We start from the raw sequence: 11,650 nt of genomic DNA, 5'->3' as shown, positions 1-11,650 counted from the left end.
GCGGACTGTCACCGGTAGAGTTTGAGAGGCGCTACGCGCAGAGCGGCGACTGAGTGTCTACGGAACTCTGGCCGGTCCAGCTGCGCAGCCAGATGCGGATGGGATCGCAGCTCGGCTGCACGGGAGAGGAATGGAAAATCGTTACGGAAGGCTCGCGTCATGGGTCTACAATCTGGACAAGCCGGTCGGCCGGTCGTTCGGTGATGTGGAGTACTACCGGCAGCTGCTCGGGGAGTGCGCAGGCCCGGTTCTGGAACCTGCGGTTGGCAACGGGCGCATTCTGGTACCGTTGCTCAAGGCTGGATTCGCGGTCGAAGGGTTCGACACCTCCGAGGAAATGCTGGGCTACTGCCGCGAGGCATGCTGGACGCATGACGTAGCCGCGAACCTGACGCGCCGCCGTTTCGAAGACTTCGCCTATGACAGGAAGTTCGCCGCGATCATCATTCCGGCCGGATCCCTGCAGCTGATCACGGACGCTGCGGCGGCCTCCGCCGTGCTCAGGCGGTTCCATCAGCATCTGCTGCCGGGTGGCAAGCTGGTCCTCGACCTCGATGCGATCGACGGTTTCCTGGGCCCGTCCGGCGCATTGCGTAGCTGGACCACCGAGGAAGGTGAACTGTTGACGCTGATGGATCATCGGGTCGAAACAGACTACATCGCGCAGACGACCCTGTCCCACCTGCGCTATGAACACTGGCGAAGCGGCAACCTGGCAGCGACGGAGCTCGACCTGTTCAAGCTGCGCTGGTGGGGAGTTGAGGAGTTCGCTCTCGCCTTGTACGCAGCCGGCTTCACGGACGTGGTCGTTTCAGGCAATTACCAGCGCGGTCGCCGCCCCCGGAAGGGCGACCAGGTCGTCACCTTTGAAGCGACACGCCCGGCGAGCGGAACGGCCTGAGCCCGGCCTCCGTGATGGCCCGCATGCAGGGCATGGCCCCTCCGCCATGACCGCAGCAGCACGGTGCGCAACCGGGATGCGGCCATGCGGGCGGCATCCCGGGCACAGCGCGCCACCGGTCCTCAGAACGCGGTGGACAGGCGCGTCATCCAGTCCGGCAGGTGATCCAGGGCAAAGGCCTCGATCCGGCGGTCCCAGCCGCTGAGGATCAGGCCGCCGACGAGCAGCAGCAGGACGCCCAGCAGCTGTTTGCCGCGGCTGCCGGCGCCCATCAACCGGCCACGCCAGCGGTCCAGGGCGCCGCGTGCGGCGAAGGCGATGACCAGCAGCACGCTGGCGATGCCCAGGCCGAAGGCCAGCATCACCAGCAAGGCCGCGCCCAGGCTCTGCCCTGCCGCCGCCAGTGCGATGGCCGCACCCAGCGTCGGGCCGACGCACGGTGCCCATACCACGCCCAGCAGCATCCCGACCAGGGCCTGGCCCCACAGCCCTCCGCGCGCATCGAATGCAAGCTGGGTGCGGCCCGCCCAGTTCGCCAACGGCGTGGCGGCGCGGGTCAACAGGTGCTGCAGCGATGGCAGCAGCAACACCAGTCCGGCCAGGCACAACACCACCGCGCCCGCGGCGCGTACCGCCAGGGTATCGATCCCCAGCGACTGCCCGAAGGCCGCCACCACGAAGCCGGTGGCGGTGAACGCCAGCACCAGGCCGGCCGACAGCGCCAGCGGTGCCAGGCGGTGCCGCTGCGCCGCCGACGACAGCACGATCGGCACCAGCGGCAACACGCAGGGAGAAAGGATGGTCAAGGCACCGGCCACGTAGGCCAGTGCCGGGTTCACGCCCAGGCTCATGCAGTGGCGGCCTCAGCTGCCGGACAGGGTCGAGCGCAGCACCGGCGCGACCCGGGCCACGTCGCTCTCGTGCGCCACGCGGCCGGTTTCACGCTTGCCATGGAATCCGATCAGCGTGGACTGCATGGTGGCCCCGAACTTCTGCCACAGTGGCTTCTGGGTATCGAAATCGATGCGCAGCACCACCAGGTCGCGGTACGCCGGATCGGCGGTGATCTCTTTGATCGCCTTCTCCTGCTCGCGGCACACCGGGCACCACGGTGCGTGCACCCAGACCAGGATGGGCTTGTTGGCTGCCTGTGCCTGGTCGAAGGCCATCTGGTCGTACGCCCGGATCGCGACGCCGGGCGCCATGGCCATGGTCATCGCCGGGGACGGCGTGGGCGTGGCAGCGGCCATCGCGTCGGTGGCGGGCACGGTGGCGGCCAGCGCAGCGGTGGCAAGCAGGGCATGGATATGACGCATTGGAATCTCCAGTGGGTAGGTGGATATCCATTCGCGCGAGGCGCACCGCCGGTTACACCGACGCGAGCATGCCGGTGGCCACGCTCACCTGAGATGCACCGGAGCTCCCGCCTGGAGGCCACATTCCGGCCTGCCCGCGTCGCTGGCGACGATGACCGCTGCATGGCGCGGCATCCGGCCAGCCCTGGCCCGATGGCGACGCATGGCTTGCATGCAGCCGGCAGTTGCCGTGGATCACCGCGCCGGCTGCGCATCACCACCGCAACAGGCGCGGCCCCGCCATTGCCCCTGCGGCGGTCGGCAGCGACAGTCCCAGCACGTACCACAAGGCCCAGAACGGGGCGTCCATCTCCGGGCAATGCAGGCAGTAGACGAGGGTTGCCGCGGCCCCCGCCAGCAGCCCTGCTGAAGCGCCGGCAAGTCGCAGCCGCGTCGGCGCCAGGCCACGCACCGCCCAGAACGTCGTGCCCATCAGCGGCAGCGAGAGAAGGGCGATGCTGAAGGCGCAGCTGCGCCAACTGCGCCCCATGAGCATCGCCAGGCGTTCGTCGCCCGATGCCAGCCACAGCACCGCCGCCGCCCCGCCCCACAGCAGCAGCAGCGGAATCCCCAGCCCCGACCATGCCGCCGCGACCGCCTGCCCCGGGCGTGACAGCCGCAGCGTCACCCACAGCGCACCGCAGAACATCGCCAGCGCAAATCCCGCCTTGGCCCAGAACATGGGCTGGATGGATGCCTCCGCCAGGTCCGGGCGCAGCCCAAAGCCGGCCAGCAGCAGTCCCAGCGACATCAACAGGCCCAGTGGCAGGGCCAGGCCGAACCGGCGCGCAGCCGCATGCCGTTGCACCGGCATGGGATCACTGGCCAGCAGATCGATCAGCTCATGGGTTTTCATGCTGCACTCCGTATCTTCAATGCCAGCGCCTTCAGGCCGCGGTGGATGCCTACTTTCACCGCCGACTCGGACATGCCGGTCAGGCGTGCGGTTTCGCTGACCGACAGGCCGCCGAGCTTGACGTGCAGGATCGGCAGGCGATGACGGTCCGGCAGCGCCTCCAGCAACTGGCCGATATCGTGCCGGGCCTGGGCCGATTCGGTGTCGGTGGCCGCGAACACGTCCTGCGCCGCTTCCAGCGGCAGGTTCAGCGCTTCGCGCCGGTGATGGCTGCGATGGAAGTCCATGAGCTTGTAGCGGGCGATGGCATAGACCCATGCGGTCAGCGGTTCGCCGCTGCGGTAGGTATGGCGGCTGTTGTGGATGGCCAGCAAGGTCTCCTGCAGGATGTCCTCGACGTCATCCGGCGCCCCGCCCAGCCGACGACGCAGGAACGCTCGCAGGCGTGCGCTCAACGCGTCCAGGAAGCACCGGTAGGCCGCGGGATCGCCGTCCAGCCCGGCCTCGAACAACGCACGCAGCACGGCCTCGACCGGATCAGCGGGCGATGGCGATGTGGGGGCCGGCGCGGACATGGTGCGGCTCACCTGCCCCCCTTCGCTGCGCCTGGATCGGGACGGACGCATGGCCAACCCACCCTGCCCGCACCCCGCCGGGGGCGCGGGCACGGGAAGGGTGGACAGGCACTTGTCTGGCAAGGAATCGGTCATCCAGGGGAGTTCGTTGCAGGGCGCCTTCCGGTTACACCGTCATTGCAATGCCATTGGACGCGATTCATCCACGCATCCCGCGGCATGCACGGACGTCAATCGGCACCTGCGGCACCCGTTGCCCTGTGCCCGTACGGTGTCCTGGCATGGAATCATGCCCCCCCGGTTGCCTGCGACTGCCGTGGGGGCCGCGATTCACCGGAAGGCTGCAGGCGACCGTACCACCGCGGCGGCCGGCGATCATGCCGGCGCAGGCAGCCGGGGGCACTCGGCGCGGGAGAACAACCGCCCCCGGTCCCGCTTTCGCCTTTTTCGCCCCGGTAACGGGTGCAGGCGCAGCGTGGTGCCGGCTTTCCGGAGGATCGACCATGAACCCGCTGACCGCCGCGCTGGAACCGTTGTTCGCGCACCTGCAGCCACGCCTCGTGGATATCTACCAGGACCTGCACCGACATCCGGAGTTGTCGATGCAGGAGCATCGCACCGCCGGCATCGCCGCCGACCACCTCGAACGGCTCGGCTATGCCGTCACCCGCGGCGTGGGCGTCACCGGCGTGGTGGGCGTGCTGCGCAATGGCGACGGCCCGACGGTGATGCTGCGTGCCGACATGGACGCGCTGCCCATGGCCGAGCAGACCGGCCTGCCCTACGCCAGCACCGCCACGGCTACCGATGGCGACGGGCAGACCGTCAGCGTGGCCCATTCCTGCGGCCATGACCTGCATGTGACCTGGTTGATGGGGGCCGCACAGGTGCTTGCCGGGGTGCGTGATGCATGGCGCGGCACGGTGATGGCCGTATTCCAGCCTGGCGAGGAGACCGCACAGGGTGCCAGTGCGATGGTCGGCGACTGGGATCACCTCGGCCTGCCGCATGCCGACGTGGTGCTGGGCCAGCATGTGATGGTGGGCATGGCCGGTACGGTGCGCTATCGGCCCGGGGTGATCCTGTCTGCGGCCGACAGCCTGAAGGTGAAGCTGTTCGGGCGCGGTTCGCATGGCTCGCAGCCGCAGACCGCGGTGGACCCGGTGGTGATGGCCGCGGCCACGGTGATGCGCCTGCAGACCGTCGTCTCGCGCGAGGTGTCGCCACTGGACAGCGCGGTGCTCACCATCGGTTCGCTGCAGGCCGGCACCAAGGAGAACATCATTCCCGACGATGCCACCCTCAAGCTCAACATGCGTACCTATGACGAGGCGGTGCGCACGCACCTGCTGCAGGCGGTCAGGCGCATCTGCTGCGCCGAGTGCGATGCCTCCGGCGCACGACGGCCGCCGGAGTTCACCACGCTCAGCAGCTACCCGATGACCGACAACGACCGCGAGGCCACCGCACGCGTGGCCGCGGCATTCCATGCCCAGTTCGGCGAGGACGCGCGCGAAGGAAAGCCGATGTCCGCCAGCGAGGACTTCAGCGTGTTCGGCCGTACCTGGGGCGTGCCGTATGTGTTCTGGTTCGTTGGCGGCACCGACCCTTCAGCCTATGCCAGGGCGCAGGCCGAAGGCGCCCTCAACACGCTGCCAGGCAACCATTCGCCGCGCTTCGCGCCGGTGCTCGAACCGACCCTGAAGGTCGGGCTGCAGGCCATGCTCAGCGCGGCGGCGGCATGGCTGTGCGTGGCCGCCGACACCCCACGCAATGTGGCCCCCTGACAGACGACAGTACCAGGACCGGCGTCATCGGTGATGACGCCGGGTGAGCGGATGATCGTGCTGGACATCAGGCACCATTGGATGCGGCTGCGCCGGGCGATCCAACACTTAGTGGCGCTGGCACCTGCCGGCCCGGCATGGCGTCGCACCATGCATCCGCGCCGGGTCGAGAGAGACCGCGCGGGCGCGCAACGCGCCCGGCGGCATGCGTATCCGCCCGGCAAGGGGGCACGGCTGTCGTGCCCCGGCCCGTCCCGGCTGACGGGCCAGGCGGTATCAACCGGCCAGGGTGGCGTTGTCGATCACGAAACGGTACTTCACGTCACCGGCGAGCATCCGCTCGTAGGCGGCGTTGATGCCATCGGCGGCGATCAGTTCGATGTCGGCGACAATGTTGTGCTCGGCGCAGAAATCGAGCATCTCCTGGGTCTCGGGGATGCCACCGATCATCGACCCGGCCAGGGTGCGGCGCTGGGTGATCAGGTTGAACACGTTCGGCGAAGGGTGCGGGGTGGCCGGCGCGCCGACCAGCACCATGGCGCCGTCACGACGCAGCAGCGCCAGGAAGGCGTCCAGGTCGTGCGGTGCGGCCACGGTGTTGACGATCAGGTCGAAACTGCCGGCGTGCGCCGCCATCGCATCGCGGTCGCGCGAAACCACCACCTCGTCGGCGCCCAGCGCCAGCGCCGCCTCGCGCTTGGACTCGGACGTGGTGAAGGCGACCACGCGCGCACCCAGCGCATGGGCCAGCTTGATGCCCATGTGGCCGAGGCCGCCGATGCCGACGACGCCGACCTTGCGCCCGGGGCCGGCGTGCCAGTGGCGCAGCGGCGACCAGGTGGTGATGCCGGCGCACAGCAGCGGTGCCACCGCGGCCAGTTTGGCCTCCGGGTGGCGGATGCGCAGCACGTAGCGCTGGTGGACGACGATGCGCTGCGAGTAGCCGCCCAGCGTCCAGCCCGGTGTGTCGGCGGTCTTGCCGTTGTAGGTGCCGACCATGCCGTGGCAGTAGTTCTCCAGGCCGTCGGCACAGTCATCGCAGTGGCGGCAGCTGTCCACGATGCAGCCCACGCCGACCAGGTCGCCCGCTGCGAAGCCGGTTACCTCGGCGCCGACGGCCGATACCCGACCGACGATTTCATGGCCGGGCACGCAGGGGAAATGGGTGCCGTGCCACTCGGCGCGCACCTGGTGCAGGTCGGAGTGGCAGATGCCGCAGTAGGCGATCTCGATCTGGACGTCGTGCGCGCCGGGCGCACGCCGGGTGATGTCCATCGGCTCCAGCGGGCGGTCGCCGGCGTGGGCGCCATAGGCTTTGACGGTCTGGGTCATGTCGGCTGTATCCGGGTGGGAGGTGATGCATTCTGCACCGGCTTCATTGCGGTGATTAGCCGATGGATTCTTTTAGGCTCTATTAGTCATTCTAATCAATCAGGCGTGCCACACTGGGGCCATGGCACGACGCAATCTCAACGACCTGCTGGCTTTCGTCACCGTCGCCCGCGAGGGCAGCTTCACCCGCGCGGGCGCCACCCTGGGCGTGTCCCAGTCCGCGCTCAGCCAGGCCATCAAGGCGCTGGAGGAACGCCTGCGGATCCGCCTCCTGACCCGCACCACGCGCAGTGTCTCCCCCACCCCGGCCGGCGAGCGGCTGCTGGGGGCGATCGGCAACCGCTTCGACGAGATCGAGGCCGAACTGGAGGCACTGAGCGAACTGCGCGACACCCCGGCCGGGCGGGTACGGATCACCTGTGGCGAACATGTGCTGCGCACCGTGCTGTGGCCGCGGCTGCTGCCGCTGATGCAACGCTACCCGGACATCGGCATCGAGTTCGATGTCAGCTATGGCCTGCGCGACATCGTCGCCGACCGGTTCGATGCCGGCGTGCGCCTGGGCGAGAGCATCGATCGCGACATGGTGGCCCTGCCGATCGGCCCGAAGCTGCGCATGGCGGCGGTCGCCTCGCCGGCCTATTTCAGTGGCCACCCGCCACCCCGGGTCCCCGAGGACCTGACCGGGCACAACTGCATCAACATCCGCTTCCCCACCGCCGGCGGCCTGTACGTGTGGGAATTCGAGCGTCGTGGCAGGCAGGTGAACGTGCGCGTGGAGGGACAGGCGATCTTCAACGCGACGCCGCCGATCGTGCAGGCCGCGCTCGATGGCCTGGGCGTGGCGTTCCTGCCGGAGGGTGAGTTCGCCCCGCACATCGAGGACGGTCGGCTTGTACGCGTGCTGCAGGACTGGTGCCCGCCGTTCTCCGGCTACCACCTGTACTACCCGAGCCGGAAGCAGCACTCGCCGGCATTCGCCCTGGTGGTGGAGGCGTTGCGCGCGGGCGGATGAGCACGCGGCACGGCAGCCACCTCCTGGCCAGTACGCGCTGACGCCGTGCATGCACCGCCCGCGGGCGGGTCGTGGATGCGGCGGAAGATGCCGTCGCCCTGGCGGACGTCCGCACTCCCGGGCGACGGCTACGCCACCCCTCCCCCTCCCAACCACGCCCATCGCCGTCCGGGCAGGACTCCGCGGCACAGCCCTGCGCGGGCGCGGGGCGACACCGCCAGCAACCGCCAGGGCCATCGTCTGCCGCGCCCGGTCTCAGAGCATCGCCGGTTCACGCTCCGGATAGCGGTGCCGGGCGATGGCAGCCGCGAAGCGCTCCACGGTATCGTCCGCATCCGCTCCGGCGAACAGCAGCAACGGATCGTTGTCCAGCGGCGTCACCCCGGTCGCATCCCACACCTGGCGCCCCTCGCCGACGAACAGCAGCGGTTTGCCATGGCGGTAGCCGTCGCGGAGGTGCTCCAGTGCCCGTACGTCGGCGGCCAGTACCGCCGCGGCCGCCGCGCCGCCCACGACCGCCAGCGCGTCGAACAACACGCCCGGCTCGTTCTCCAGCGATGCGTCGGCATCGAACGCGGCGCCGTCCGCATCCTGCAGGCGGCCCACGTGCGGCCCGAGCAGGCGCACCACCGCGCCCTGCGCGGTCAACCCCTCATGCAGCGTCGTCACGTCCATCGCGCGGCTGCCATCGGCCACCAGCACCGCGATGCGGCGGGTTCGAATCCCGTCCTCACCGGGTCGCGACAGCAGCGACAGCGCAGGCGACAACGCCACTTCCGGGGTCACCGGGGTGGTGCGCACGCGCGGCATTGCCGGCGGCAGCGCCATGCCCAGTCCGCGCGCGACCTCGGCGGCCAGTTCCCCGGAGACGTTGCGCAGCATCGATACCACGCGCCGGCGCACCGCCGGAACCGTCACCTTGCTCAGCTCGAAACGGAATGCATCGGCGATGTGGCGGCGCTCGGCCGGACTCTGGCTGTCGTAGAACAGCGTCGCCTGCGCATAGTGCTCGGCGAACTTCTCCGGCTTGCCGCGCACCTCGTCGCCCTGCGGCGGCTCGGCGAAGGATACGAAGCCGGCGGCTCCGGCCTGGAACGGGCAGCCACCGGCCAGGGAGTTGGGCTCGTAGGACACCCGGCCGCGATGGACGGCCTGGCGATGCATGCCGTCGCGCTGGTTGTTGTGTGCCGGCGCCACCGGGGCGTTGATCGGCAGTTCGTGGAAGTTGGGGCCACCCAACCGGCTGATCTGCGTGTCCACGTAGGAGTGGATGCGTCCGGCCAGCAGCGGGTCGTTGCTGAAGTCGATACCGGGGATGACGTGCGCCGCGCAGAACGCCACCTGCTCGGTTTCAGCGAAGAAGTTGTCCGGGTTGCGGTCGAGCACCATGCGTCCCACCGGCAGGATCGGCACCAGCTCCTCGGGCACGATCTTCGTGGCGTCGAGCACGTCGAAGCTGAAGCCCTCGGCCTGTTCCTCGCTGAACACCTGGATGCCCAGCTCGTACTCGGGATGGTCGCCGGCCTCGATCGCCTCCCACAGGTCGCGGCGATGGTAGTCCGGGTCCGCGCCGGAGATCTTCACCGCCTCGTCCCACACCAGCGAGTGCGTGCCCAGCCTTGGCGTCCAGTGGAATTTGCAGAACACCGATTCGCCGTGCGCATTGACCAGCCGGAAGGTATGCACGCCGAACCCCTGCATCATCCGGTAGCTGCGCGGAATCGCGCGGTCGGACATCTGCCACATCAGCATGTGGGCGGACTCGGGCATCAGCGACACGAAGTCCCAGAAAGTGTCGTGCGCCGACGCCGCCTGGGGCATGCCATGGTGCGGCTCGGGCTTGACCGCGTGCACCAGGTCCGGGAACTTCATCGCGTCCTGGATGAAGAACACCGGCATGTTGTTGCCCACCAGGTCCCAGTTGCCCTGGTCGGTATAGAACTTCACCGCGAAGCCGCGCACGTCGCGCGCGGTGTCCTTGGAGCCACGCTCACCGGCCACCGTGGAGAAGCGCACGAACACCGGGGTGATCTTGCCCGCCTGCTGGAACGGCGCGGCGCGGGTGAGTGCGGAAAGATCCTCGTAGGCCTCGAAGTAGCCATGCGCGCCGGAACCGCGCGCATGCACCACGCGCTCGGGGATGCGTTCATGGTCGAAATGGGTGAGCTTCTCGCGCAGGATGAAATCCTTCAGCAATGCCGGTCCGCGCAGACCGGCCTTGAGACTGTTCTGGTTGTCCGCGACCGCCACCGCCTGGTTGGTGGTCATGTGCCTGCCCGAGCCGTCGTTGCGCGCCCGCTGCAGCGGCGCGGCATTGGCGTCCTGGCCTGCGGCCGCGGCGGTGCCGACCTTTGCGCCGGCGTTCGCTTCGCTCGTCGTACTGGCACCTGCCGCCGTGGCGGGTTCCGGAAAGTGTTCGCCCTGCGGGGGCATGCCCGCGGCACTGCCGTACTCGGCGGACTTGTCGGCGTTGTGGGTACGCTGGCCAGCCCACCCATCAACCAGGCCCGGCACCTCGTCCTCGGGCCGCAGCGGCCGCCGTGACCCGCTGTCGGCCGGGCCGCTGTCCGAACGCGCCGCGGCCTTGCCGTGTGGAGGATGGGAAGAAATGCCTTTCTTGCTGGCCATGGGAGCACCTGATGTGAAACGGGCCTCCACCCTATTTGCCTGCGGTAAAACATGCGTGACCCGGCGCCGGCATCCCCTCACGGCACCTTGATCGCGCTCATGTCCCGGTCTGCGAATGCGGTGCCTCCACCGGCTTGGATTCGGGCGAGTCCTTCTGCCGCAGGTAGATGCTCAACAGCACGATCGACAGCACCGCCAGGAACTCGCTCTGCCAGTTCTGCATCGATTCGAACCAGAACCGCGCACTGCCAAGGTGGTCGTCGAGCCCGATGCCCGCTTGTCCCTCCAGTGCGCGCTGCTGGTTCTCATGTCGCCAGCTTCCGTAGCAATGCCCGGCGAACGCCAGCGCGAACAGCACCAGGTAGGCCAGCGACAGCGAATTGGCGTACAGGACCTTCCACACCCCGCCCCGGCGCACCGGCCACGGGGGCGTTCCGGGCTCTATCTCGTCCACCTCCGCATCCGGCTCCAGCTTGCGCGACTCGGCCGAACCACGCTGGCGCAGCACCACCGTCAGCAGTACGTACATGCCCATCTGCAGGAATTCACTTTCCCAGTTCTCGAATGTGGCCGAGACGAAATGGCCGCTATGCAGGTACTGGCCCAACGTGAGTGCCGCTGCACCGCTTTGCGCCAACTCCGCGTTGAATGTGCGCAGCCCGGTCCAGATCTGTCCAGCCAGCGAGACGGCAAACAGCGCAAGCAAGGCCAGCGACAGCCCGTTGCGGTGGATGAACGACGCACTGTGCTTGTTCATGGGCTTCCTCCGGTTCGCGGCAGACCTTGACCAGCGTCCACGAAAGCCCGCGTCAAGGACCGTGGCATCCGTCTTCCCGACAGGTCACATCGATGAACGAAGCGCCATCGGCATGCACGGCGCATGCAGTTGCTTCACGCCGGCCACCGCCCGTGCTGCCAACAATCCGGTCTCCCCCAGCGAGGACACCGTCATGAATCGAGACCGCAAAGACCCGCCCGCTACCGATGCCGAACGCGATGTCAGTGAAACCCCGCAGCAGCGCCGCGAGCGCAAGCATCACGAAAGCCGTAACCACGACGAGGCACTGGAGGAAACCTTCCCGGCGAGCGACCCCGTCTCGCCGTTCGTGCCGGCAAAGACGCCGGAATAGGCCACGACCCGAAGCCACGGGCGGCCGCGCGCCGCCCGCACCCCGCAGGCACGCGCCAGGGACCGCGAGAA

Annotated in this window: 11 protein-coding genes; 4 read left to right on the top strand and 7 right to left on the bottom strand. The window is 68.7% G+C overall.

All coding sequences use genetic code 11. The features are described 5' to 3' along the window. The first annotated feature begins 130 nt into the window (after window positions 1–130). Window positions 131–901, top strand: a complete 771-nt coding sequence (locus tag ABB33_RS11095) for a class I SAM-dependent methyltransferase (RefSeq protein WP_056932148.1) — start codon at window positions 131–133, stop codon at window positions 899–901. A gap of 122 nt (window positions 902–1,023) precedes the next feature. On the opposite strand, the gene ABB33_RS11090 is transcribed toward ABB33_RS11095, so the two are convergent. From ABB33_RS11090 to ABB33_RS11075, 4 genes are all read right to left on the bottom strand, one after another. Beyond that, window positions 1,024–1,752: a cytochrome c biogenesis CcdA family protein gene (locus ABB33_RS11090; RefSeq protein ID WP_056932147.1), complete on the bottom strand. Its 729-nt coding sequence runs from the start codon at window positions 1,750–1,752 to the stop codon at window positions 1,024–1,026. Between the two features lie 12 nt (window positions 1,753–1,764). Beyond that, on the bottom strand, window positions 1,765–2,217 hold the full coding sequence (locus tag ABB33_RS11085) for a thioredoxin family protein (protein ID WP_082595071.1): 453 nt from the start codon (window positions 2,215–2,217) through the stop codon (window positions 1,765–1,767). Between the two features lie 253 nt (window positions 2,218–2,470). Then, the gene (locus ABB33_RS11080; protein WP_056932145.1) at window positions 2,471–3,112 is read right to left on the bottom strand and encodes a DUF1109 domain-containing protein; all 642 of its coding nucleotides are present in this window, start codon (window positions 3,110–3,112) and stop codon (window positions 2,471–2,473) included. After that, window positions 3,109–3,687, bottom strand: coding sequence for a sigma-70 family RNA polymerase sigma factor (locus ABB33_RS11075; protein ID WP_056932151.1), 579 nt, complete (start codon window positions 3,685–3,687; stop codon window positions 3,109–3,111). Before ABB33_RS11075 ends, ABB33_RS11080 begins: the two co-directional genes overlap by 4 nt. A gap of 503 nt (window positions 3,688–4,190) precedes the next feature. On the opposite strand from ABB33_RS11075, the gene ABB33_RS11070 reads away from it, so the two are divergent. Beyond that, window positions 4,191–5,474 (top strand): amidohydrolase, encoded by a 1,284-nt coding sequence (locus ABB33_RS11070; protein ID WP_056932144.1) that lies wholly within the window; start codon window positions 4,191–4,193, stop codon window positions 5,472–5,474. A gap of 276 nt (window positions 5,475–5,750) precedes the next feature. Here ABB33_RS11070 and ABB33_RS11065 read toward each other — a convergent pair whose 3' ends face one another. Next, a complete protein-coding gene (locus ABB33_RS11065) occupies window positions 5,751–6,806 on the bottom strand; it encodes an NAD(P)-dependent alcohol dehydrogenase (RefSeq protein WP_056932143.1) in 1,056 nt (351 codons plus the stop codon). A 121-nt stretch (window positions 6,807–6,927) separates the two neighbouring features. Between ABB33_RS11065 and ABB33_RS11060 the strand changes: the two genes are divergently transcribed. Continuing rightward, complete coding sequence (locus ABB33_RS11060; protein ID WP_054665437.1) at window positions 6,928–7,821, top strand: LysR family transcriptional regulator; 894 nt, start codon at window positions 6,928–6,930, stop codon at window positions 7,819–7,821. Window positions 7,822–8,076: 255 nt separating this feature from the next. Here ABB33_RS11060 and ABB33_RS11055 read toward each other — a convergent pair whose 3' ends face one another. Further along, on the bottom strand, window positions 8,077–10,449 hold the full coding sequence (locus tag ABB33_RS11055) for a catalase (RefSeq protein ID WP_056932142.1): 2,373 nt from the start codon (window positions 10,447–10,449) through the stop codon (window positions 8,077–8,079). A 97-nt stretch (window positions 10,450–10,546) separates the two neighbouring features. Then, complete coding sequence (locus ABB33_RS11050; RefSeq protein ID WP_054665433.1) at window positions 10,547–11,206, bottom strand: DUF6766 family protein; 660 nt, start codon at window positions 11,204–11,206, stop codon at window positions 10,547–10,549. On the opposite strand from ABB33_RS11050, the gene ABB33_RS19060 reads away from it, so the two are divergent. Then, on the top strand, window positions 11,181–11,579 hold the full coding sequence (locus ABB33_RS19060) for a hypothetical protein (RefSeq protein WP_225546620.1): 399 nt from the start codon (window positions 11,181–11,183) through the stop codon (window positions 11,577–11,579). The two genes, ABB33_RS11050 and ABB33_RS19060, sit on opposite strands and share 26 nt — an antisense overlap. The last annotated feature ends 71 nt before the right edge of the window (window positions 11,580–11,650 follow it).

The organism is Stenotrophomonas acidaminiphila (assembly GCF_001431595.1).
GTDB lineage: Bacteria > Pseudomonadota > Gammaproteobacteria > Xanthomonadales > Xanthomonadaceae > Stenotrophomonas > Stenotrophomonas acidaminiphila.
Note: the sequence above shows the minus strand (reverse complement) of the source record. Positions and strands in the feature narration are given on the sequence as shown.